Below are 26,053 nucleotides of genomic sequence, written 5' to 3'. Positions count from 1 at the left end.
AGGCGTTCCTCACATTAGATTGGGCACCGCCCTTGCGCCTATCAACCCAGCAAGAGACAACTGATACAACGCGCCATCGATGTCGACAGAGCCCTCACTCGAAAAAAGACCCGATACGGCATCCCGAGAGGCTGTAGCACGCTCAGCCGCGGCCACCGCCGCCATCGCTACCGATAGCCGCTCACCACGAAGAGATTCCGGCAGAACCTCACACACCGCATCCGCCGTACCAGCCGCCGTCAGCACCTCTGGAATCGCAGACCGATGATGCTCGACATCCGCCGACTCACCTCGATACCACCCAGACCCGTCCCACCAGAAGCAGAACGACAGCAACCCAGTGCCCGCTCGCGGATTCAATACCGGATTCGCGACCCAGTCGGGCGCCCCAAGGTAGTAATCGGGCATCACCGCACCACCGTTGTAAGCAGCATCGAGATCCGCCGCGTCCCACACTCCGCCGGACAACACGGCGCGATCACCGGGCAATAGATACAGAGACGAGCCACTCCTGCCCTCGGTCTCGAACATGCCGAATGAGGGCAAAACACGTGGTCCGCTCGGCGACTCGATCGCGGCGTGCACGGCCGCGAGGACAGCCCACCTTGCCCACATCACCGACAATGTGGGCAACCCCTGCACCGGCGCTGCCCACTGGCCCCGCGAGCGATCAGCCCTGGCCTGTTGTGCGGCCTGTTTGGGTGAGCGCCGCTGCGAGCCCTCCTGTCGCACATACGCGGCCAACCACACCGGAAGCCGACTGCGTGGATGCGCTAGTAGGTCGGCCGCGTACGCCTCCGGGGCGAACAGTTGATCATCAGGGAATGGCTCAGCGCCATAGTCCAATTCGAAGTCGACTTCGCCGAGCACTGTCAGTCGCACAGTCATCCGCCACCATGGCCCGTCGGCTTTCCGAGCATCCCGTGACCGGTGCTCACGAACCAGCTCCAGGACAGCCTCTGGCACCTCGGCCCGCACCGACTGTTCCTTCTCGTCGAACCAGTCCGCTCGGGCCACACCAGCGACGACGGTCAGAGCGACAACGGCTTCGAGGCGCCGCCACCCAGCGGGACCGACCCCGACGAAGGCTCGCGCCGCCTCGTACAGCCAATCCTCCGATGCGGGCCGCGATTCGCCACGGCCGGTCGTCACGTCCGACACAACGGAGGATCCGGTCCCGAGGCTGAATCCGACATCCGGCGACTCGAGTCCGGGTATCCGCCCCACCGATTCCCTCACAGCTCTCAGGTCCCTCCGTAACGCCACAGCTGACAGATCGCGAGCCGCCACTCCACCCCAACCAGCTAGGTGCCGAGCATGATTCACGGTACCCGTACACTATGCGGGCCCGCAGCACCGTGCGCTAGCCGCGATCTACGACAACTCTTACCCGATTGTGCTGAGACACGCTCTGTGGCACAGTCGAATCGAGTGCCCGATGGGTCGCGGGCGATAGACGTTCACACAGGGGAGATTCCGATGGCTGATCACATCGAGGTCAACGCAGACAAGCTACGACTACTGGCAGCATCGGCCGATTCCATCGCCGATCGCCTCGCGGCGATCGCCACCGCCGGCCAGTCCGCCGTCTCGGCGGCTTCCTCGGCCTGGGGCGATGATGCGTTCGGCGGCAAGTTCGCCAGCGGTGACAAGGGTTTCGAGAAAAACAGCACCAACATCACCGCAACCACAAGAGCCGTCTCGAGCTCTATGAGCGCCCTCGCGACAGGCATTACCGAATCGGGCGGGTCCTCCGCGAAGACCGAGGACCACAACGCCGGATTGTTCCGGTAGACGACACCATGGCGGACAGGAGCGTCGACGACGCGGCATCAGTGTTCGACGGTCTCAACCGTCAGATGAAGGCGATAGCCGAGGTCGCACAGCAGCGGGCACAACTCACCGCCACTGGCTACGCGGAAAATCGACGGATCTCGGTAACGGTCAACGCTGACGGCGCGGTGATCGAAACGAAGATCTCGCCGACTGTCGACGATCTCACCAATGCCGAGATCGCCAAAGCCGTGACTTCCGCGGCGCAGAACGCGGCCGCGGAAGTAGGCCGTAAAGCCCAGGAGTTGATGGCGCCGATCACTGAGCAGCGGGCCAAGATGCCGAAGATTCACGAACTCATCGAAGGCTTACCGGACCTCGGCGACACCAGTCCCAGCCTGCCCAAACCCTCGATGGCGCCCCCCGGCTCACTCGAACGCAATGAAGCCGTCAGTGATTCGCCGGTGTTCGTTGATGCCGAAGACCACGAACAATGGAACGAACGGCGGCGGACGAGCGTGACCGATGACAGTTGGTAGCGGTCGGCCGAAGGAGATCCAGTGACCGATGAAGCCACACGGAAGTTCGCCGAAGAACGCCAAGCGTTGCTCGACGAAGGCAATCGGCTCAAGCGACTGTACAAAGACCTCGGGTACACCGACGAGGGCGAAAAGGCGATCTATCAAGCGATCGAGCTAGGCAAGCAGTACCGCGAACTACTTCCCGATGTTCTCGTCTCTCGCTGCCCGTTCACCGACGAACCTGTCCGATGGCCGATGGACACCGTCGACCTCGACGGTTGGTACTGGGACAGCGAAAACCCGATACGTCGCGTGGTCGACCCGGTCCTCCCTACCTGGCTGGCGATGGGAGGAGCGGTCCGTCTGGTCGAACCGTTGACTTCCGCGCCCTTCTTTCGCAAGCCAGGCCCCGACCGCCCCTACGTGATTCCACGCATCTTGGAACGCCCCACGGTCCGTGCCGTCATCGCGCAGATCCCGATCGGCCCCCACACCGGATGGAATACCACCTACTTCAGCACCCAACGCGCAGTGGGGGTCCCGTTGGAAAACTTTTGGGGGGCTGAGAAATACGATGTATATGATGCTAAAGGCCATTGGCGCGCATGGAACGAACACACCCAAATCGCCAGTGACTACGATTTCGATCTACGCCCGTGGATCGAGGCCGGCAAACTTCTCTGGATCGCACCCGACGACCCAACCGCGTCGCTACACCAGGATACCGACGGCTGCCCCTACCTCGATATCGACGGCACACACACTTTTCAGCGGATTCTGCACGCCAAAGTAGAGGGCTACTGAACCGAATCCATAGGCGATAGCTCGCTGCACGTTCCGTGCGCACAGCGATACAGCAATAGGAAGAAGTTTTTCGCGCATGCGGTTGGTGTTACATCAGATCTAGACTCGTTTAGGTTTCCGAGAAACCCCCAGCTCACCACCTTCAAGGGCAGCCCGATACTCCTCCCATGACGGATACGGAAACTCCGGTTCGTTCGGGCCGACGACTCTCGTCTCGAATTCCGAGACAATTTTCCATCCCGTATTTATTTCGTCGAATGCTTCGAGCTTCACCCGCGCGAAGTCTTCGACAGTTGGGTATTTACGTCCATCGATCACGAAGGTGGCGACCCAGTCGTCGTCGCCGACCAGAGTTCGGACCAGGCAGACCTTCCGATCCGGCTTTTGGGCAGTCAATGGGGACCTCAACTCTCTACCGCCGCGCACATCACAGCTTTGCAAGCAACCGTACCATCGGACACCCCGCCGACCTATGTCACCTATAGACCAGGACATGCCGCTTAGAGGAGAATTTGACGATCGCAGGGTAGCCGATTCAACACATCACAAGCTACGGAGCCTCGCGGTACGCTTGAGCAAGCCCTGTACTGACTGGCCGGTGCGTTGATACACCGCGGACCACGCGGCCAAGAAGTTGGGAGACTCCATTGACTTCGCAAAACGCAGGTCGGCATGTTTGGCTGGTCCGAACCTTAGTTGGCGATGACGACTGGGTTGCTGCCTTTGCAATCGATGGACGTAATTTTTCGAGTGCCGAGGAGTTTGAGCGAGTTTCTCGCGAAGCGTTCATAGAGATAAATCGCAGATGGAGCCTCGTTGCAGACTTTGAGACGAGGGAAGTCGGGGTCTGTGAGCCAGATTTCCCATATCCTACGTGGGAGGAGTATCGGGACTCTCTCGAGAGCGGCGCATTGGGAGTTCCGCGAAAACCTCGACGTGATTGATACCGCCAAGCACACCCTGAGAATTTGACATACAGTCATACGGCAAACTCAACCCAGATTCACAGGTTTGCACCTGCGCCCAATGGATCTGCCACCCGACCCGATCCGAGGCTCAGGACTCCCCTGACCGTTACTGCGACGCGTTTGCGGCTTCAGCGAACTCAATAACTACTTTCGCGGGACTCCCACGTCTCCACTTTCGAGAGAAGCATGATATTCCTCCCACGACGGATATGGAAAATCCGGTTCGTTCACACCCACCGCGCGCGTCTCGAACTCCGCGACTAGCCTCCAATACCGGTCGAGCGACTGACCCGCTTCGAGTGTTACCCGTACAAAATCCTCGGCAGTGGGATATTTACGTCCATCAATGACAAAGGTGGCAACCCATTCGTCATCTCCAACTAGAGTTCGGACCAAGCAGACTTCGCGGTCCGATGACTGTTTCGTCAATGGATCCCACTTTTTTCATCGACTTCGGTTTTCAGGCGTCCTCTAGCCGTTTGCGTACGTACGTCGACAGGTACTCGCCGAAGAAATCACTTACATCGACTGGAAACTCCTGAACGCAGGAAAGTGAATACGTTAGCACGAATCCGGCACGATTTCGCCCGGAACGCAGATATTGATACTCAGGCTCGCGTGTGTCCAACATTTCTTGATAGAGATCCCGCACTTCAAGGAACTCCAACAACCTTTGCAAGTCCCACTCCGAAATATCCACCTGCGGATCTTTACTCAAGAGTCTCGACATTCCACCACTACGGCCGCGCACACGCTCACCTCGGCCGAGAGCTTCAGCTTCGTTCATATCAATGAAATAGAACGGTCCAGCATTCTCCACATACGCCCACCGATTGAACCGCGGATTCTCGTAAACATTCCCGCTGGGAAGCAGCGCCACCGCGTCGATAAAGCCGAGCCCGCGCCGCTGAACATCGTACGTTTCCCCGTCGCCGCGCCGGAGGGTAACGACATCCTCGACCGTGGAGATCCACGTAGCAGCCTCACTCCGGAACGTGTCACGCTCGGAAAAATTCCGGACACACGCCAAGTGATACGACCCCCGGAAAAAGCTCGCGTTCACGTCCCACGACGCACGCATCTGGTGATACGGCTGCAGCGACTCCGCCCACCCGTCAACTTCCAGCACGTACCGACCGCAAAACCGGCAAGCCTCATCATCGTCGATCACTGTCCGGTCCTCTCGGCATCGACTCGGTAGGTAACTTGTTGCTGCGCAAAGGAGCCCGCCGGTAGTCTACTGGTTCCCTACCCGCTGGGTTCACCGTGCACCACCACCAACCTATTCAACCTAGCTTGGTGGGGTGCACGTTGTGTGGCCTAGCAACCTGTGGCACAGTCGATCTCACGCCAGCTCGTCGTTGGCGATGCTGATAGGTGACGCGCGGGCTCTGGGGGGCGAAATGATCTATGCCATCATCGAATCATCGACGATGCCGGATCGGTCGATAACTCACCGACCAGTCGCGATGCGCCGACGTTAGGTGATCTCGCGTGGCTCTGCAGTTTCCGTCTTGGTTGGAGTGGCTCGAGTGGGTAGTCGGCGCCGACTGGCCCCATGGCAACGAAGACCGTATGTGGGAGATGGGGCGCGACCTCACCGCCGTCGCCAACGATACGAAAGCCCTTGTCCCTGATCTCCAAGCCATGATCGGCGAGGTCAACGCGGCGTATCCGTCCGGCCAAGGCGGCGAGTCCATCATCGCTTGGATCACCCCGCTTCTCGATGGAACCGACGGCGACAAGCACGGCTCGCTCGCCAGCCTCGGCGAGGAATGGAGCAGTCTGGCGGTCTCAGCCGACGCGATGGGCGATGAACTCCAAGCCGCCAAACTCAACTTCTACATCGCCGGCGTCTGGCTGATGTCGGAACTCGCTCTGGCCGCGTGCGCCGGGCCGGGTGCGCCCGCTGCGGAAGCCGCTGCTATCGCATCGGCGAGAACATTCTTCAGACTTCTCTCAAAGCGTCTACTCGCGGCGATCGAGAACACACTATTGCGGAAAATCACCAATGCCGCCGCCAGAAAAGTAGTTGCTGGGCTGGTATTCGAGGTATTCCAGGAAGCAGTTGTCGAAACACTGCAAGGCACTAGCCAAGAATTGCTTGTCCAGTATATTCAGAACCAAACCGGCCATGTCGATGGCTACGACTGGGACAAGGTCAAGCTCAACGCTGGCATTTCTGCGATCGCCGGCGCTGCGGGCGGCGGTGTCGGGTTCGGCGTAGGCAGGGCCTTGCCAACCGGCGCGGGCGGCGTCAAGGGCATGACAAACGGTGCCCTCACCGGCATGATCGCCGGCGCGGCTGGTGCCGGTGCGGCGTGGTTGGCCACTGGCGCCTTCACCGGCCACTGGGAATTCGACCCACGCTCGCTGACCGGCGGTGCGTTGTCGGGCGCGGGGCCCTCAGCCATTCATGGGTACCGCGGCGGTGCCGCTAATCCAGCAACCCCGGGCACGCCCGGCAGCGCCACAGATACGAACCAATCCAGTAAAGAACTCGACACTGGATCGCGAGGCTCAACGGGGGGTACTGATTCTGTAACGGGCACGAATGGGCGCGATGGCGCTACCGGAAATAGCACAAGTAATGTGGCACCTTCGGCGACCAACGCCGCGAATGATCGTCCGGGAGCATCTCCCAAAGTCGCCGACGCCAACAGCTCAGCGCCTGTGGCAGCAACCGCACCGACGAGTGCCACACCTGACGCTGTTGGAGAATCGGCGATTAATGGCACGTCGACCGGCATAGAAGCCCCGTCGAACGCTGTCAGCGAGGTTTCTCCTGCTACGACCGCCGAACCTGTCGCGAACGATGGTCAGGCCGTCACCAGTGAAGCCAGTCCGGACGCGGCTTCGCCCAAACCCGATGCCGCGGCTACGGATACAGCTGTGCCACAGTCAGATAACGCGCTGGAAAGTCGGCCACAGGTTTCCGAGCAGGCTGATTCGGTCGCGCCGACAGAGGCTGCACCGACGACCAACCCTGCGACCTCATCGGTGGTCAGCAGTCTCGCCTCGCCATCACCGACAGCGGCCGTCGTGACGCCGACCAGCCCGCCAGGGGTGGTGAGTAGCGCGCCAGCGGCAGTGAGCAGCGCACCAGCGGCAGTGCCATCAGCCACGACAGTGACGCCGGCTTCTACGGTGAACGCGGCCCCAGCACAAACCGGTGCCGATGCGCGTGAGCCAAACGCCGCCAAGCCCGCGCCGACGTCACAGAACCCCAATACGGTGTCACCCAGCACGCCGGTCACCGGGCCGCGCGCTGGTGCCAGTCCTCACATCCCGGCAATGGGAATTACCGCACCCGTACAGGCTTCCAGCACAAACATCGATCCGCCAGTGGCGATGGCGTCGGCCGAGGCAGCCATTCTTCATCAGCAGCCGACCCCGGTCCAGGAGATCGCCGCCGACGACACGCGGGAGATGGCAACACATTACAAGTCGAACTCGCGACTGCTTGGCGGGGAAATAACGTTCGGCGAACTCTCGCCGAAAGCCAAGCAATTGGCAAACGCCCTGGCCGAGAACGAAAGCATCCCCATCAGACCAGGCGAAATAAATATCGGGCATCTCGCCGAACTGCAGAAATTTGCGAGCCTGGAACACGCTGTTATCCAGAACAGCAAGGGCGATCTACGACTGTTCCGCGGCGGAGAACGCTCAACAATAATCCCTACTAATTTAAAAGACACCTACAATTTCATCCTGCATACGCATCCCGAAGATCGGCTACCCGGCCCGCCGTCGGAGGAAGAACGTCGACTCCGACCCGACGTGGTCGACAGTATGCACAAAGATGTCACCTACAAGGAGACTCCGCATATCGAGGCGGTGGTCAGCCGCGACGGTCAGGTCCGCTTCTTCACCAACGAGGGTGTGCTCGACCTACCGCAAGGAGGCCATCCTCGAGGTGGCCCGATCAACGACCGAGGCTACGTCGTCCCTGTCGAAGGGCTGACTTCACGAGACCCTTCAAATCCAGGTCGTGCGATCTCAGGCAACCCTTCAGACCCTGCCAACCCCGATCACCGGACCTCAGAAGAGGGTGCCACACCTAATACGTCGGTGCCGAGACCTAACGTCGGCGTCCCACACGATGGTGGCCGCCCCGGAAGCACCACGGAAAACGGACCGTCCGAATCAACAACCGATACGAGCAACGAGCAACCGGCCACATCCGTCGCAACCGACACGTCATCGCTGAGTTCAGATCCAGAACAAACCATGCATGACGCGATCGATCAAGCTCTCGCTGGGCATCCCGAGGTCGCGAGCATCATTCACCGCCTCGTCAACGACGTCGGCCACCCACTTAACCTGACCGACGCAATTCGCGACCCTGGTCGTCGCGACGCCGCGCTGGAGATCCTCCGGGAAATCTCCCAATCTCAGCTACTCGACGGAACGTCGATAACCGAATTCGTCGCCCAAAACCCAGGTCAAGGTCCGCTCTTCGACCCGCTCACACCTGGCGTCAATCACCTGCCCGACGGCCGAGCACGAATGGCTGCGCTGGTCGCCGACAGCAAACTCCTCGACCCAGCTCGCCAGGTCGGTGCGAACCCCACCGACACCGAACAAGTACTTGTCGATGACTACGCGAGACGGCTCGTCCATGACGTGGAACCTGCGGTCGAAGCCGAACTGGCTCGGTTGACCGAAGGTTTGGACGGTGTCACCACCAACCTACGGACCAAACCAGCTGACGCGATCATCGACAAAGTCCAACGCATGGTCAACGGCAACGAACGCCGACGTCCACGCCCCGACTACCAAGTCGGCGACGCCATCGACGCCATCGGCGCTCGCATCACCGTCAACAACACCGTGCACCTCGCACAAGTACTCGACCGCGTCCAACAACTGATCGGATCCGGCGACGGCGGCCGAATCGTCGAAATCGACAACATGTACGTCACCCCCAAGGGAAACCCCGGATACCGAGTCATCCCGCTCGTCATTCGGATCGATGTCGACGGCATCCCCTATACCTACGAACTACAGCTCACCACACGACGGGCATCCATCGCCGCCGACATCGAACACAACACCATCTTCAAGCCGTACGTGCCGCTCAACGCCGACGAACGCGCGCTCGTCAACCAACTGTTCGCCGAAGCGGCCGCACTTGACCAACTCGAAAACCGTCCCGACCACAATTCCCCGCAATCTCCAATCCGCACAATCCCTAACACCACCGAACCACCCGAGGCGCGTCCAGGTACCAGCCCCTCCCCTGACGAACACACACCAACACACACCAACAACATCCCCAACGCCGACACCCGCCCACCCACCGAAGCCGAGCTACGCCAACTTCGCATCGAGACTGCACAAGCCAATACGCCCACCCACGTGCCGAGTCTCGACGACACCCGCATCATCGGCTCAGAAAGACTCGCTCCCCTCGAAGACAATGCCTACCTCCAAGCAGTCCAGGACGCGCTACTGGACGACGACCACTTCATCATGGGCGCGGACCCACGGACCAACGACTATGGACGACTCATCAACGATGGCGGTCCGACAGTGGACGGCCGCTGGTACAACTGCCTCGATACCGCGCTGGCCGGACTGTCGTCGTTTCTCGGACGGCCCGCTGTAGCGCTCCCGCGGAACGAGGAATATCTCCCCGACGGAAGGCTCGATCAACGAGGTGAGCTGGGCGGACTCGACCGTGCGGCGAACTGGATCGGTGGCTCCTGGCAGAACTTCGATGGCCAGGGCATGTCCATCCCGGAACAGTTCACCGCACTGCATGACTGGATAACACAGATGGGGCCGGGATCAGCGGCCTTCGTGTACAACCAATGGCATGCGCGTGATACGGACGGGCAACTAATGTTCGACGAGGATGGAAATCCCGTCGATGGCGGTAGCCATGCCACAATTATCGTTTTTCCGCATGGTGCTGATTCTCCAGTATGGTGGGACCCGCAATCGAAGGAGATGTCGGACAAGCCACCGACCACGATGACCGAAAGGTCTCTCGATCTCGCCTTTATATCTATCGATTCCGATGGAGGTACCGTCAGTGCCAAGTCTACAGCTGGAAACCAGGGAACAAGTTCAACAGTATCTGGACCGAGTCCTCAAGGGTTCGGGGGAATACGCAATATCGGAATTCCAAACCTGCTGGGTATGTCGGCCGATATCCCCACCGGAGTTGAGCCGGGACCACAGAGTGGGGAGCGGCTGCTACGTAGTGAACAAACAAACGGGGCGGGTGACAGGGCACGGGAGCAATCTCCCGACCGATCTGATCGGGCTGGAGTACGACAAGGCGATGCAGAGCGGACGGCCCATCGAGGCCTACCAGATCTATCCCCCACAATGGCGAGTGAAGTTTCAACGGATACGCGAGTCCCCGACCGAAATCGAGTACCGAGTTCAAGCACGATCGCTGATGAATCCGCCGTTGGAGGACAGCGACCAACTGTTGACGATCGACAAACAAGCGCTCAGCTACCGAACGAACACCGGCAAAATCCATCCGAGCAGCATCAAGGTGAACGCCTGGGCACAGATGCGCAACCGAGCGGACGGGATCTGGCCGGACCAGGGCACGATCGAGCGCTGAATTCCAGCAACAACGCCTCCCTCCCAGCTAGTGACAGTGCACCCCAGCCTGCGTCGGACGTAGCCCAGGCATGGGAACAATCTGGTGGAGCTGTCCGACCGCGCGATCCCAGCTACGACGACGAATGGGCCGCTGAGGCCTACGACCACTTCCGGTCCTACGACGGCGATATCGCCCGAATCGTGGCTACTCTCGCCGACATCCAACGATCCGACGGCTCTACCGGGTTCACCGACACGGAAATTGCCCAGATCAAGAATCACCTGATGCGCGAGCAGCATCTCCTACGCGACTACGACAACGGCGGCTTCATACTTGCCCGATTCGATCCATCGCCAGATCAGGCGGAGGCATGGATTCGCCTCGCAACAGGTCGACAGTTGCCGCAAGACATCGTGATGCTCGAACACGAATTGACCGAGTCGAACTACATGCGCGCCCACCCCGAAGCCACCTATCCCGACGCGCATGCCGTAGCAAACCAGGCCCACAATTGGGCAGCCGACATCCCCGCTCGCACCGGCGAGCGATACGACCACACGTGGGAGACCAACGATGGCACTACTGGTGTTCTTCGACCGAGCCCAGGAGACCCCGACACAGGTGGAATACCTGTTCGGGACAACAGAGGCAGATCGCAGCCGAATTTTGTTGTTCAACAAACAGACTCGCGATTTTCAGACGACCAACAGTCCGATGGACGGAGTCGCCCGGGCAACAGCCGGTCGGATTCTGCACAAGGCAAGGACGGAGGGCGCCTGGCCGAAGGGCGGAATAATCCAGTCCTGAGTAGTCCGGATACGCAGGCCAGCCCAGAACAAACACCGAATCCCGCGCTGGACGGCCACACCCCATCAGCCAACCCTGACAGCGAACTGGACATTCCGGAGGACAGTGAGCGGTCGGTACCTGAGCCGATGCCGCTCAATTCCGAAGTCATAGAATCGCAACACGGGATACCGGTCGAGAATCAGCGCAAAATACAGCGCTATGTCGATGCAAACAACCTGATCTTGGAAGTGCGACCCACCAATCCCGATGCCGTTCGACACATACGTGCTGGTGCCGCATACAAGCCGATGGCGATCAAAGACAAGACCATCAATGATCTTGATATCGAACTCGGCGCACCCGCACACGCGAAGGGGCTGGTCGGACGTTTCGCACCCGGAATGCTATCGATGCCGGACACCGCCGAAATGAGTCCTGAGCATCGCAGGAATTTGCAAGCCCGACTTGACCGGCGCAATAGCGATTGGCTCAAATACCAAAAAAGCATGGACCGGCTCACCCTCGACAACAGCGGACAGGGAGAATTTCAAGTCGTCGACGGTATCGTCGAACGCCGCACCGTCGATGGCTGGAAACCGATCACGGGCGATCATGATCTCTTCGATGTCCGTCACGCTGATGGATCTCGTCTGACTCCTGCGGAAATCGATGAACTGGTGACCGCCCTCCACACTATCGGTGCGGGGATCGAGCACGGACCACACAAGTACTGGGAGACATTCGACCCTTACCAGCGTCGCGAGAATTTCGAAAAGATCGTCAACGATCACCGCTACGACGCCGACCCGGACACCACCCATGAACCGGTAATCCAGTTCGCTCGCGACACCCAACCAACAGCGCTGTGGTCCCCGGACAGCGTCGCCGATGTCGACCGCGCCATGACGCCATGGTTCGCCGGAGCAGATATAGACCTCGGTGTCACGAGCCGACTCGCGACGATCGAACAGCAAACCAACGATCATTTCGACGCGGTGAACCCGGCCGCGAACCCGGCCGAACGCGAAGCGCACACCGAAGCACTCCAGGCACAGATCACCCACGAAGCCGAGCTCCTGCACGCACGAGTCGCAGAACTCGTCGCAAACCCGGACTTCGACCACGCCACCTATCGCGCATGGATGGCCGACAACACCAAAACAGCTGTCAACGCCGACCGTATCGCGATGACCGCCATCGCGGTCACCGAGGAAACCATGATCGTGGTTCCCACCGACTCACCAGAACACGAACTCACCGTCCTACGCCGAGCCGCCGAAGCCGGCCAGACCCTGGCCGAAATCCGAGCCACGATCGACGAACAACTTCACCCCGACAACCGAGGCACTCCGCCCTCGGATTCCCCGCATTCGAACACGCCTACTCCAGACGCCGCGGCCACATCGGCACCGAGTAACGAGGCAACCGAAACGGGACTGACGCCGCAGGAACAAATAGCCAAAGACGCCTGCGACCAACTCCCCCGAGCCGTCCGCGATGCCCTCGTCGACTACGCCGGAGACGCATACGCCGAAATTAATCGCCACCTGCGATTCGGCGAACCCCTCGACACGGTCACCACGGAGACCATCGAATTGATTCGCAGCGGTCTCGCCGCTCTTCCGAACCACATCGGCCCGGTCAAGAGATCATTGATGCTCTCGCCGGAAGAAATGCAGAAATTCTGGTACGAAAACCGCGTCGATTCCGTCGTGGAGGATCCCGGATTTGTATCGACCTCAAAAAACAAGTTCAAATGGAACCCGACCGTAGAATTGACCATCCTTTCAGCCAGCGGGAAAGACATCTCGTTCCTTCATCCGCCGGAAAAGCGTGGCGAGGCAGAAGTGCTTATCCCCGATGGACGGCAGTTCCGCGTGCTCTACCGCCGCATGGATGCCAACGGAATAATGCATGTCATCTGGGCGGAAGTTGCCGATACATCACAGTCACCCGACGGTGTCCATTCCGATTCGCACACTCCGATGCAGGATCAGGAACCGGATCAGCTTTTCCCACGGGACCTCATTCCAGCTACCGATACAGCACTGAACTTGCCCGGTATCGAGCCCGCCGGCACCCCGCATCAGCACGCGGCGGAAATTGAGCAGACAACACAAACACCCGCCAGTCCTCCATCGACGCCAGCTCCTTCCCCGCCCCTGAACAATGACACGCTAGGAACGACTTCTGATAGTAATCAGTCCGGCGAAAATGGAGCGGATCACGCACCGGAAGGACAACCAACAGAGCTGACGTCCGAGCTACGCGATCGCTTCAATCGCTTGCAGTCGCTGGCGGCCGAGATCTCCCAAGTTGCGGGTGCCCCCGCTCGGGTGGGCGAGTTGGCTGGTTTGCGAGCCGAATTCGCTGACCAACTGGGTCGCTTGGGCTTGATGGACAACGCCACCGCCCACGTTCCGTGGCGACTCCTCGGCGAACATGATCCGTCGTTCGTGAAGTTCTTGACCGACAACCACACCATGTTGTTGCCCCAGGCTCACGATCCGGCGGTTGCGCACGAAGCTCGACCCCATGATGGCGATGAGCCGAGCACGACTCATCAATCACTCCCGAACGACCCGACGACCGACCTGCCCGGCGCAGAGCGCACGGACGCGGGTGTGTCGTTCCACCGCGATGACCCGAGTATGGCCGAGTTGGCCAGGCAGGTCCGCCCTGACCCGGCTCGATTCACCGTCGACGTTCACCTCACCCAAGACGGACGGCCGCTGTTCGGTGGCCGCACGCACACCCTCGCCGAGTTGGCTCCGGTGATCCGTGCCGCCGGGTGGGACGGGCACACCCCGATCAGGTTGATCGGCTGCGACGCAGCGACCAACGGATTCGCCGGCGCGTTGGCGCGACATTTGGGTGTCGAAGTGTTGGCCCCGACGAAGACGGCATGGTCGGATTCTCAGGGTCGGGTATTCTCCAGTACACCGGAGCCGCGAATCGACGGGTCGCGTCGGCCGCGGATTCCGCCGGATGGGCAGTGGCAGACGTTCCGCCCTGATGGGTCGGCCACTGTCGCCAGTCGGGATGGGTTCGTCCCGGGGACTCGGGATCAGGATCGTCACGGGATCGATCCCAATCAGGCGGGCGAACGCGCGGCTTCTTCGAGCGAGAACGACCCCGACAGCAATGGCAGACCAACGAACACGTCGCCGGACAGCGGAGAACTGACCGGACCCAACACACCCGAGCCAATCGCGCGGCACATCCCGACGAATCCGCTTGTGCGCGAACAGCTCAGTTCGCTCAGCAGGCAGATCACCGAGGCCGCGGCAGAGCAGCATTCGGCCCGGCGCCGACTCTCGACGCTCGCGCGACAAGTGGGCGTCGATCCGCACACAGCGGGCCCACGCACCGTAGCCGATAACATCCGGGCCCATGTCAAGGCCCAGATCGCCACCGAGGCAAAGGTTTACGATCTTCAGCCCAGCACGCCGGACGAGATGGTGAGCCTCTCCCACCAACGACATGCCGCCGAGCGGACGATCGACGCGCTGGTGGCGGTGAACGAGCGGGCGCAGCAGCAACTGGACCGGTATTTGAGCGCCCGCGCGATCGAAAGTGACCTTCGATCAGCAGCAGCACGACGCGCTGTCGCTGACATTCTCGCCGCTGCTGGGGCCGACATCCGATCCGATGGATACGGCGTGGTTCCTGGGCGTCCGCCGCGTGCCGTCGCCGTTTCGACCACAGACCCACACACCGTGCTGGACGAGCAGCACATGCGCGAACTCAAAGACGCCGGAATCGGTGTCGACTACCGGCGGGTGGTGATCGACGACGCGGGCAACGTACACGTGTTCGACCTGGGAACGTCCGAACAACACGCCGAAACGCAGCCTGTCTCCGGGCCCATCGCAGCACTCGGCGACAGCTATCGCGCCGGGAATCGTGCGCTCGAAGCTACCCGTCAGCAGGCGGTCGAACAACTCACGAACACCCTGCGTCAAGACGGCGGCGCGACGCGACCGGAGTCGCTGCTCCAGCGTCACCCCGCGGTGTCGTCGCGGATCGACCAGGCCCGCGCGTCCGCGATCGAGCGACTCCACCAAACCCATCACGCGGCGGCGACCGAGCTTGACAATGCCGCGCGCACTGCACTGCGCCACCTCAGCGAACCCCAGTCGGTACCGGTGGCTGAATCGGCTGCTCCAGAAGCCGCCGCCGCAACCACGCCAACCAGGCCGCGCAACTGGTTACGAGGGATCGTCACCGGCCTGCGAGAGCGGGTAGCTATGTGGAACCAGGCGGCCGCGACCGCCAAACACCCATCCGGCTCAGGCCTTGATGGCCAGGGCCAGAACCATATCTTTCATACGCCGTCCCGAATCAACGCCGCGAACGATCAGCGACACTCGGGGGAAAGCGAGGCACTCGCGGAGGTCCAGGCCCCCAATGCCGCGCGAATCCTGCATGAGCTCGCAATCCTCATCAAGAACCGAGAACTGCTCAAGCGACATTTCCGTGGCTGGACAGAGACGGTTTCCGACGCTCCACCGCCACGCCGCGCAGACGGGACCCCGTACCGGTATTGGGACGAAGGGACCGCCGAGAATGCCGAGGACCCGGATTTCGCGCGTCTCGAAGCCGAACGCACCGCTGCCATCTGGCAGCACCTGGCCACCCCGAACAACACGGATCCCGCATCACCGGAGACGCCTACTCAGATCGTCGAGCAAAACCCTGAATTGGTTCGCCGACTGCAACACGCGATGGCACCCGCCCCCGATACCCGGTTCGCCGATGCCAATCCGGTCGATCCCACTCAGCTCGAGCCCGACGCTCGCGCCGCGTACGCCGACGCCCTGCGCCACGCCACGCTCCTGCAGCGGCAGGCCGATGGGCTCGGTCTCACGCTGACCGACCTCGGACCTAATGGCCTACGACAAGCCACTGCCGACCTGCACGCACGTGATGTGCGCCTGGCCGGTGCCATCGAGGCGGCCATAGACACCTGGCAGCGGTATCGTGCGGAGGACGCCAATATCCCCTTCTCGCGCGAGATCGACGTCACCCGAACGAACCCAGGAGCGCGGTTGCTCCGTGAGATCGCGGGCGAGCGCGGGACCTTCATCGACCGGTCGGTCGGTAATCCAGCGAATATGGGAAGTGGTCCGGAATTCTCGAGGCCACAGGACGAAGCCATCTGGCAGGCCGAAGCCGCCCGGCGAACGTCGCTGCGCAATGAGGCAGCTGCGTGGGCGGCCTACCTCGACGTCCCCGATGTTGTCACCGCGGCTGATTCACGAAACCACGAGCAACTTCTTCGCGATCGGCTCGCCACCGACATCCGACAGCGCGCGGATTTCGTTCACCGGTCCGAGCAGTATCTGCGTGCCCAAGCCAGGCTCGATTCCCTCACGGGCGTCGATCGCGTGCCCGCGGAGTCAGAGCACGCTCTCTATCGGCTCACGGCGGCGGAGCTGGATCTTCCGGCCGACGTCGATCTTGCCGTTGTGGAACTGGCCGGCAGATTGGCCGTCGATCGCGCCGCATTGGACCCCGCGCGCATCCGAGAAACCCTCGACGCGCTGCGCCGCGACAACGTCCTTCGCGCGGGCCGAGTCGAAGCCATGGCCGCGATGGCCCACCACGAGGTCGCATGGGCGGCGGCTGTCGCGGCGAGCGAGTCCGAATCCGAGCACAACCAGCCAATGCCGGTGGTCGAGCCAGGGCAGCTGTTTCCTGTCCCGAGTCACGTCGATTCCGCCGCATTCCTGCGGGATATCGCAGGCAGCCACGATATCTCGACCGCGCTGAGTTCCGGACGCACATCGACCGATCCCAACACTGACTGGCTGCGCTTCGCCCTTGTCTATGACACTCACCTGAAATCACACGAGGTCGACATCGTCGGTGATGTCGTTCGAGCCGACATCACCGTACTAACCGACCTGCTGTCTCAGCAGGAGTCCGCTCCTGCGCCCGACCCGGCACGAACAGCGGACCGGCTCCGGGCAGAGATCGCTCGCAGGGAAGGCTGGCTCGACACCCTCCGCGCGACGACGACCAAACCGGATGCTGACAGAATCAGCGCGACCCACACCGAGATTCGTGCCGAAATAGTCCGTCGCGCTGCGGAAATAGAGGCACTGGCAGATCTGACGATCCGCAACGCGCATCCACTGCGCAACGCCGGACCGGCCGCCAGGCAGCGTCCCGGAGTGGACCCGCTGACCGACACGGCAAGCCAACTCGTCGATCGCCTCACCGGTACCGCCGCCATGATCGTCGAGGAATTCGAACAGCTCGCCCACGCTCTCGACGCGAGCGCGGACACGTCGTTGGCCGAAGGAGCCAGCTGGGAAACCGTCGGGCCGCCAGTCAGGCACGTCACGACCACTCCCGAGGTCGCGGCGACCCTCGCCGAACTTGCCAGCGATATCGAACGTACTGCTGACCAACGTGATTCGGCTGCTGCCGAACTTCAGGTCCTCGCACGTAACCTGGGCCTCGACCCCGATATTCGTGGCCCCCGACAGGCGTGGCAGTCGATCACCGACCATCTCGGCCCCCGACGCTCGGCCGCCCAACGCGTTCTCGACCACGGCGCCGCCCACGTCAGCGAACATCTGGACGCGCGGGCCGCGATCGAGGAAGCGGACCGCTACCAAGAGCTCGCCGACCAGGCCATGTTCGACTACCTACAAGCGCGCGATCAGGTCGACAACGTCCGCACCGAACTACTGGCCCGCGCCGCCGCGGACGTACTGGAGGCGGCAGGCGCCGTCGATCACTACAAAGGCGTCGGCACGCTACCCTCCCCCACCCCGAACGTGCTGGTCGTATCCGCCGATGCGGACCCACACCAGCACACACTGTCAGCGAACGACCACCGCCGCCTGGTCGAGGCGGATGTCGCAGTGACGTTCCGGCGAGTGCTGATCGGCGACCGCGGCGAGGTCCACGTCATCGATCTGCGACTCCACCGCGACGGCGATCCGACCTCCGGCCCGAACGGACAAACACAGGTACCACCCCCAGACTCGACCATGTTGGCCGGACCATCGACCGACCCGAACACCAGGACACAACCCTCACCCGAACCTCATTCCCCTGAGCAGCAGGGGAATCCGTCCTCACCCGAGGGCACCAGAAATGGCCTGCTGCCCGACTACAACTCAGTCGACTACGGATTCTCCGTCAATCCTGTTCAGGCGCACGAAGACCCGATGCTCGAGCAACACATGCGGGCACTGCTCGCCTCGACGAACGGCGGTTTCGAAACTCACTTCGACCCGCGCACCCACCCCGCCGCGGCACTCGTCAACGGCGAAGGCCCCGACGGCCCCGGCCGACGTAACAATTGCGGCTGGGCGGCCATGGCCGGCCTGTCCACCTTCTTCGGTGACCCCCGCGTTGCACCGAGGATGCTGCCGGTCATCGGTCCCAACGGGTCCACGGTTTATCAAGGTGGCCTCGACCGCGAATACATCAGTTCCTGGTTGGCCACCGACTGGTTGCAGTTCAACCCCACGATGGATATCGCCGACCAGTACCGCGCACTCCACAGGTTGCTCACTGAACTCGGACCAGGATCAGCCGCCTACGTCGCCACCCGCTGGCAACGCCTCGACCGACAAGGCAACCGAGTCTTCCGACCCGACGGCACACCACGCCTCACCGGTGGACACGCCACACTCGTCGTATTCCCGCGTGACTCCGACACCCCCGTTTGGTGGGACACCCAGGAGCTGACCGCAACCGACAGTCCACCGGAGACGATGCTGCGCGAAGCAGGCGGTCTCCAAGTCTGCATCGTGCGCGCGGACGGGACGGTCCTCGACCTCCGAGACGCTGCCGACCTCGCCGACCTCGCCGACCACCACCAGATCGCCGCGACGGACTCCTGGGCACCGAGACACACGATCCCAGGCCTGCCACATTCAACAGGCTCACAGACAGCCAACCGCGAGTCAGGGCGAAGCCCTCGTTCGCAGACAACCGCAGCTCATCAACCTCACTCGGGTGATCCGACTGTTCCACTGCCTTTCGGTGAACGTACGGATGCGGGAGTGTCATTTCATCGTGATGATCCGAGTTTGGCGGGGTTGGCCCGGCTGGTCCGTGAAACAGCCACCGAGACCTCGACAACCGAAGTCGACACAACCTCCAACACCACAATCGACCTCGACGCCATCCACAACAACCACGCCGAACAAACCCCCGCCGGCATCTCCCACCACCGCGGCGACCCCACCATGGGCGACCTCCCCCACCGAGTCCCCGCCGACCCCAACCGCTTCACCGCCGACACCCACATAACCCCCGACGGCCACGCCGTAATCGGCGGACAAACCCTCACCCCCGAGCAATACGGCGACCTCCTCCGCCGCTCCGGTTGGGACGGCGTAACCCCCATCCGCCTGATCGGCTGCGACGCCTCCACCAACGGCTTCGCCGACCGCCTCGCCCAACACTTGGGCGTAGAAGTCCTAGCCCCCACCCAAGCCGCCTGGACCGACGCCAACGGAAACGTATTCAGCGCAAGCACAGTCACCAACCCCGACGGATCCCGCAGCCCTCGAGTCCCACCGGATGGGCAATGGCAGACACATCACTCCAACGGCACGAATTCAATTAATGACACCAACGCTCACGCCCCCAGTAGTAGACCTGGAAATCTGAACGCAGAGTCTGCTGTCAGTCGAGCCGTTCGCCCGGGTGACCGAGTCAACCCGACCCACAACGACATCGACTGGCAAGCACCACCATTCGACCAGACTGTCAACCGTGTCGTGCAGGATGGCGAACCCTTCTACAGCATTCATCGAGATCCAGCGGATAACCCCACGTTGGAGCCTCGAACTCGATATGAAATAGCCGACTCCACTGGTCGGCGAACTACGGTCTACACCGATGACTCGAACCCGCCCCGCATAACGCATGTCGACACCGAAGTAGACAACACTCGCACTGGATATCCGGGCAACCCGGTAGCCAACCCAGATGCGAGTTATCCGCTTCCCGACGTTGACTACAGAGTCGATACCGGTCACCCTGAACCATTCACATTCCGCACCGACGCCAGTGGCCGGCCGCAGTTCGAGCTCGATACATTTGGGTGCCCAACAGGTCCAGATTTCCAAGTGGGCGGCGATAACTATCGACCGATTCAGGACTGGAATGCGAGCAACCAACCGTTCAGTTCACGGACCGATCTCGAGCCAAATTGCCGATACGAAGTATTCGACCAAAACGGCAATTGGCATGGGGATTTCTACACCGGACCGGCCGATCCCGAGACTGGACAGTCATCCTTTACTCACATCGAAACTTGGACCAACAACAATCCGGAACTCGGCAATGCTTCGACAATGCGACGAAACGACCTACGGAGTCCGGGGGATAGTCTCGCCGACGGCCTTCCACACACAAACACGCGATATAGGGTCGGCGACCGCGTATTCCACACAGACGACGTCGCAAACGGTTCGACATCGTTCAGGCCCGACTATAGTCCTGGAGGCCATCCCCCCCGTGCAGGAAGTGTGCAAGCTCGTGTGGGCAATGCCGGCGAGATCGACTACCCTGGTCAGGATTTCCGCGGTGGTCACACCCATGACCATGTGGCGGGCTCAATAAATGAGGCGCTCGGCCTCTTTTCGCAACTCTGGCGAGAGAACAACATACTACTTCCATCAACGGACCCGCTGAGCCGTCACAATGACAGCTGGCGGCGATCCGAGATGGATCGCCATAATCTACACAGAGCGGGTCATGCATTAGAGCGTGCTAGAGTCTTCCCTAGCAACTCATCCGTGGGTGTAACACCAGACTACGCATACTGGATAGTGCAAGAAACAAACCCGAATAGCAACCGAATCGTCCTTCACTTCAGAAGCCATCAGAATTTCTAGGAGCTGACAGCATGAACGTGCCACATCCGTTTGAACGCCTAGAATTCCCATCCCAAACCAGAGATGAAAAGCACACACAGAGTGAAAGGATTCTTCTGTGGACAGCGGGCCGAATCATCAAGGCGGCGGAGCCGGGATGGGAACGCATTGAAGTAACCGCATTGGGCTCTGGAACCGATTTCGATATCAAGTACACTATTCTCAAAGCTGATGGTTCCGCCGGGGTTGGCGATTTGCCACCGGAAGTAATGCGCGCCTTCACTGACATGCGCCTTCTACGGTACGAAGATGGAATTGGCACATGGCTCTCACTGCGCATGTACATCAAACCGCCCGACTTTCTTAATGCTACATTCAACGTATGGGTTGACCCAATCTGGGACCCGCCAATCTCTTCGGCGGCGTATGAAAATGATCTTCGCCATTTCCCGCGGACTGAAGAATACATTCCTCGCTGGCTAAAGGCGAAGTTGAATACGGAAACCCCCCTTCCGCCGGTGAAGCCGGGCGAAAACCCGCCGATGGAAAGTTATGTAGAACTGATCGAAACGCAGACCAATATCGCCCTACCCCCAGGATGGACATATGCACAGATTCATTTCCGCGAAGTCGGTGGCCATCGGGAGATCAATGGCTTGGTGCAAGACATATCCGGAAAAATGGCGCCCTGGACGCCCCCAGCCGAGGTGGCCGATAGGTTCAGCGAATATCGCGCGGCAACGCGGTCTCGCCCAGCCGTATGGTTCTCTGCACGTTTGGAAATTTGGTACACCGGAAAATATGATTTCGATATGTACGGACCCACGGAGCCCAAATGGGCGGATCAGCCCTCTGTAGATGATTTCCGCGAAGAAGTTCGATTGGCCAAGTTGTACAACGTCGCACTTCCCAACTGGGTAACAGAAGCGACCAACTGACGCCGCTCCACGGTCGACAGAGATCGACTCGGACTAGAGTTGGATTGGATTGGATTGGATTGGGCAGTATATGAGGTCGGAAGAAGAGGTGCCCGATCGGGTGCGGGACATCTTCGTCACAACACTGAAACCGGGGACGACCCACATCGCCGCACTCCCGGATCCACTACCGATGAGGATTGGGATCGGGTTGATCGCACCAGAAGGGTCGTCCCGCGAGCGGATTGTCGTCCGCGCGGAGTGCGACGAGACCGGCTACTTCCTCGACTTCTACCAAGAGGGCAACGACGGGGAAACCTCATCTCACTACCGGGTTCGTGAGGATGGCTCGGTTACGCCGCTGGAGAACCTCATCTTAGTGCACCGGCACTTCGACGATCCCGAACAGGCCAGGCAAGACCGGGAGCGCATCGGCGCCCACAACAAGCGGGTATGGGAGATACTTCGGGCGAAGGATTTATTCTTCTGAATCAGACGAAAGTCAGTGACGAATTGATGAACTGGTTGGCCAAGTACGGCTGGTCAGCGAACCGGGATATCGGACGTGATGCTGATGAAATGGTTGAACGCATCGAAGGCTGCGCGACAGATGAACGTTTCCCTCTTGTTTCAACTCCCGCAGCACGGGCTGTTATTCATAACCTGGGTAGATTGAAATTCAGGCGAGGCGACAGTATGGAAGATTTTTGGAGTTTCGAGCTGCCGTTTCTCCGGCCCGGGGAGGTTGAAGATTTCGCTGAGCTCGGCGAGAGTCTTGGTGAAGCGGTATTTCCTGTAGGGTATGAGCAGCCTGAGAATTCCATATTGCTCGTGGACGGGAAGGGCGCTTCTTCCGGTATCACCACACCGGTGCCTATTACTTTGGGCACGATCAACTCGAGTCGTTGGACAACTATCGGCGATTCATCTCGCCAAGTGATGCGGAGGATCTCTTTGTCTGAGTTATATCCGGCTACCGTTACATCTCTGCTGATCGGTGGGAAAATATTCAGCCAGTCGTCGAATGTTGGAACTTCTGGACCCAATATACACCCGAGTGTTCAGTCTTTTGTAGATCAGCATTGCATCGGTCGGTTTCGACACGAAGTCGAACATAGTGCCGAAGTTGCTCTGATATCTGATCAACTGTGGGGGCTAGATGAATTGAGGGGGGAGGTGGAGTCTATATCTTTAGGTGACGCTAGATCGCATTTCGAAGGTTCAGTAGTTATATCCAGAAAAGTTAGACCTACCGGCGACCCTGAGAACGGTCAGGCGACTGAACCTGGACCTGTCTGTGCGCAACTACTCCAAGCGCTCGGCGTGGAGATCATGCGGCCAGATGCAGTTTGACCTGGCTCTGTGGAGCTCTTCGACCCCCTGAACGCCCGAATGAGTGAGCGTTACCCGGAAACGCTCAATGGGCACGAGAGTTCGTAGTACCCGAGGACTTGGGCGCATCAGCAGGCCGTCGACTACTCGGTGGGGTCAGGCCAACCTCGGCTACAAGTCGCGCGATGCCGACTGACGAGATATGCAAGGCCTGATGGTCGTGCCGAATGAGGACTCATGACCGATATCGATGAGGCCGAGGCAAATTTAGGTAGGTGGACTACGGTCAGACGCCAGGAGAGACCTGGTTCCAGATCTGTTCGCTGAGGCGGTGGGCGATATCGGCCAGCGCAATACCATTGTTCGACGGCCCGAATGCGGGACCTGGTCGGAGGCGTAAGGCCAATTCACCCAGCATGCTGCTGACGTGGACACCGGCTAGGCCGGACCATTGGAGAGCAGACGACGCGGGATCAACCGAGCTTGTGACTAGGAGGCTTTCGATAGCTCCCGCTTCCTCTGACAACGTCACCGGGTGGACGCCGTCATCGATGCGGTCGACCCGGCTACACAGATGCAGTACCGGATCTCGGACTGGCTCGGCTCGGGCCGGATCGGATCGAAAAGGTCGGTCCCGCGCCAAGAGATAAAGGTCTAATAGTGCGGTAGTCGCGTCATTGTCACCGAGCTGACCGGTCCAATTCTCGTCGAATGTGTCGAGCCAGCGGATAGCGGAGCTGCGGAGTCGTCGGTATCTAGTGGGCGAGGCAGCCGCAGCGGGAACTGCGCAGGCGTCGCGCCGGAAATCCGTTCGAGCGCGAAAGGAATTCGCCGCATCGGCAACGATCGCGGCAAGCGATGCCCCATCGGTACTTATCCCGAATGCGGCGCCCGGCCTAAGTCTTGCCGATAGCTCGTCCAGTAAGTCGGCAACGACAGCTGCCTCCACAGGGGACAGAAGCAGCGGGCGGTATGGGGTTCGCGAGGTATCAGCGAGGGACTCCTTAACATAGGCGCCGAACTCGGTCAACCCATACGGCTCGGTTCTATTGCGGGTGAGAGTCCCGAAATGCAGGAAGTGCCGACTCGGATCGGCCGGGGAGGCACTGCCTATTTCGCCACGAATCCGATCGTGGATTGCTTCCGCAGCAGCCAGCAACTCGGCTCCGGAGCCGCGCGGATCGTCCAGTATCCCGCATAACAGCAGCACTGACTCGCGGAGCTGCTGATACTCACGCACCGATTCGGGTGAGATCGGGTGCACCGGGACGATATACACCGAATCGGCCGACGCGAGATGGTCGACCGGGGCCATCACGCCAGGATTGCCGACACTCGGGTTCAAGCGGTCTGGTGCGACTATGTACAACCTGGTCGGACCGGGGTGGAAGGTCGGGCGTCCATATTCGGTTTGCGCCAGGAGTTCCGCCGCCAAGTCGTCGGCAATGACCCCGAGTTCCGACTTCATAGGCAACAGTCCGTAGGTGATTCCGGGACGCAGCCTCGCGGCGAGTTCCTTCAACAGAATTCCGGCCGTGACGGCTACTCGTTCTGTCAGTGCGACGAGACCCGGTACACCAGCTCCCGACTCCGCCCTGTCAGCCTCCTCTGCCAACCTGGTGCGAATATCGTTTGCCTCCGCGAACAACGTTCTGCCCGCAACACTGCGCAGGAATAGGCCTGGGTCGTAGCCGTGTGGCAGACCGGAAGGTTGAGCGTGCTCGACAACCCCGGCCAACGCGTCGAATGCCTCGACCACGGATTTCTCGTCGATCGGTTCGGCACTTGTCCCCTGTTCGGCGAGCGTGTCCAACATTCGAGCAACCGCGTTCCGCAAGTCCGAGTCAGGTACTCGTTCGACATCTTCCAACCACGAAGGCCATTCGTCGAGACTGACCGTGACCGTGCGGCTCGGCCGCGAACCGGCCCGCGTGGAAAGATCATCTGCAAGATGTTCCGCGAAGCCAGCCAATGTCAGACCATCGCTGGACAACCCGAACGCCGCGCCTGGACGCAGTCGTGCCGCGAGTTCGCGCAGGAGATCGGCGACGACCGACACCTGCAGAGCCGTCAGTCGCACGCTCTCCGCTACAACGCCATTCTCGATGTCCACCACGCGTTCGTCTCGGAGGTCAACCGCCGAACCGTCCTCGGTCACCCACATGAACTGGTGGTGGGGGTCGATCGGCCCTCCATCACGTCGAGGCGACGGGCGAACTACCGCACCCTGAAATACGGAATGTAGCTTGTCTGCTATGTCGATCGGTCGTGCCGACGCAATGTTGTCACCGCAACGCCGAACGAATTCAGTTGCCGCGTCATGAAGCGCGATGCCCGGCACCACGGACAGTAGATCGTCGTCTGTCATTCGAGAGCCGTATTCCGTCCACCATCGTCCTTGGGCCCAACCGGTAGGGGTTCGACGGGACATCCCATCCTGCCGGCCGTGCGACCGCCGTCGCTGTAGTTCGTACCGCTGTGCACGTCACTGCTGAGCATGCCATGCTCGTGGGGCATCGAGCAACGC

Annotated in this window: 11 protein-coding genes; 7 read left to right on the top strand and 4 right to left on the bottom strand. The window is 60.8% G+C overall.

The window, feature by feature from the left end; genetic code table 11:
- Nucleotides 1–9 precede the first annotated feature (9 nt).
- On the bottom strand, nt 10–1,161 hold the full coding sequence (locus ACFWU5_RS05930) for a hypothetical protein (protein WP_379241440.1): 1,152 nt from the start codon (nt 1,159–1,161) through the stop codon (nt 10–12).
- Between the two features lie 318 nt (nt 1,162–1,479).
- On the opposite strand from ACFWU5_RS05930, the gene ACFWU5_RS05925 reads away from it, so the two are divergent.
- Genes ACFWU5_RS05925 through ACFWU5_RS05915 form a run of 3 tightly spaced genes read left to right on the top strand, consistent with a single transcriptional unit; the run spans nt 1,480 to nt 3,098 of the window.
- Nucleotides 1,480–1,794 carry a hypothetical protein gene (locus ACFWU5_RS05925; protein ID WP_379241439.1) on the top strand — a complete coding sequence of 105 codons (315 nt, stop codon included), beginning with the start codon at nt 1,480–1,482 and terminating at the stop codon, nt 1,792–1,794.
- A gap of 8 nt (nt 1,795–1,802) precedes the next feature.
- The gene (locus tag ACFWU5_RS05920; protein WP_379241438.1) at nt 1,803–2,312 is read left to right on the top strand and encodes a YbaB/EbfC family nucleoid-associated protein; all 510 of its coding nucleotides are present in this window, start codon (nt 1,803–1,805) and stop codon (nt 2,310–2,312) included.
- A 21-nt stretch (nt 2,313–2,333) separates the two neighbouring features.
- Nucleotides 2,334–3,098, top strand: a complete 765-nt coding sequence (locus tag ACFWU5_RS05915; RefSeq protein WP_379241437.1) for a hypothetical protein — start codon at nt 2,334–2,336, stop codon at nt 3,096–3,098.
- A gap of 99 nt (nt 3,099–3,197) precedes the next feature.
- Here ACFWU5_RS05915 and ACFWU5_RS05910 read toward each other — a convergent pair whose 3' ends face one another.
- Entirely contained in the window at nt 3,198–3,494 is a 297-nt protein-coding gene (locus ACFWU5_RS05910; RefSeq protein ID WP_379241436.1) for a hypothetical protein, read from the bottom strand.
- Nucleotides 3,495–4,526: 1,032 nt separating this feature from the next.
- The gene (locus ACFWU5_RS05905; protein WP_379241435.1) at nt 4,527–5,237 is read right to left on the bottom strand and encodes a hypothetical protein; all 711 of its coding nucleotides are present in this window, start codon (nt 5,235–5,237) and stop codon (nt 4,527–4,529) included.
- Nucleotides 5,238–5,560: 323 nt separating this feature from the next.
- Between ACFWU5_RS05905 and ACFWU5_RS05900 the strand changes: the two genes are divergently transcribed.
- The 4 genes from ACFWU5_RS05900 to ACFWU5_RS05885 all read left to right on the top strand — a co-directional run bounded on the left by ACFWU5_RS05900 (nt 5,561) and on the right by ACFWU5_RS05885 (nt 23,547).
- Nucleotides 5,561–21,298 (top strand): toxin glutamine deamidase domain-containing protein, encoded by a 15,738-nt coding sequence (locus ACFWU5_RS05900; protein WP_379241434.1) that lies wholly within the window; start codon nt 5,561–5,563, stop codon nt 21,296–21,298.
- An 11-nt stretch (nt 21,299–21,309) separates the two neighbouring features.
- On the top strand, nt 21,310–22,215 hold the full coding sequence (locus ACFWU5_RS05895; RefSeq protein ID WP_379241433.1) for a hypothetical protein: 906 nt from the start codon (nt 21,310–21,312) through the stop codon (nt 22,213–22,215).
- A gap of 100 nt (nt 22,216–22,315) precedes the next feature.
- Nucleotides 22,316–22,684 carry a hypothetical protein gene (locus ACFWU5_RS05890; protein WP_379241432.1) on the top strand — a complete coding sequence of 123 codons (369 nt, stop codon included), beginning with the start codon at nt 22,316–22,318 and terminating at the stop codon, nt 22,682–22,684.
- Nucleotides 22,648–23,547: a YwqJ-related putative deaminase gene (locus ACFWU5_RS05885; RefSeq protein WP_379241431.1), complete on the top strand. Its 900-nt coding sequence runs from the start codon at nt 22,648–22,650 to the stop codon at nt 23,545–23,547. Before ACFWU5_RS05890 ends, ACFWU5_RS05885 begins: the two co-directional genes overlap by 37 nt.
- 265 nt (nt 23,548–23,812) lie before the next feature.
- Here the strand turns inward: ACFWU5_RS05885 and ACFWU5_RS05880 are convergent, their stop codons facing one another.
- Complete coding sequence (locus ACFWU5_RS05880) at nt 23,813–25,894, bottom strand: hypothetical protein (RefSeq protein ID WP_379241430.1); 2,082 nt, start codon at nt 25,892–25,894, stop codon at nt 23,813–23,815.
- Between the last annotated feature and the right edge of the window lie 159 nt (nt 25,895–26,053).

The sequence above is a fragment of the Nocardia sp. NPDC058640 genome (assembly GCF_042716995.1).
Taxonomy (GTDB): Bacteria; Actinomycetota; Actinomycetes; order Mycobacteriales; family Mycobacteriaceae; genus Nocardia.
The sequence above is the reverse complement of the archived record's forward strand: the minus strand, read 5'-3'. Positions and strand labels throughout refer to the sequence as shown.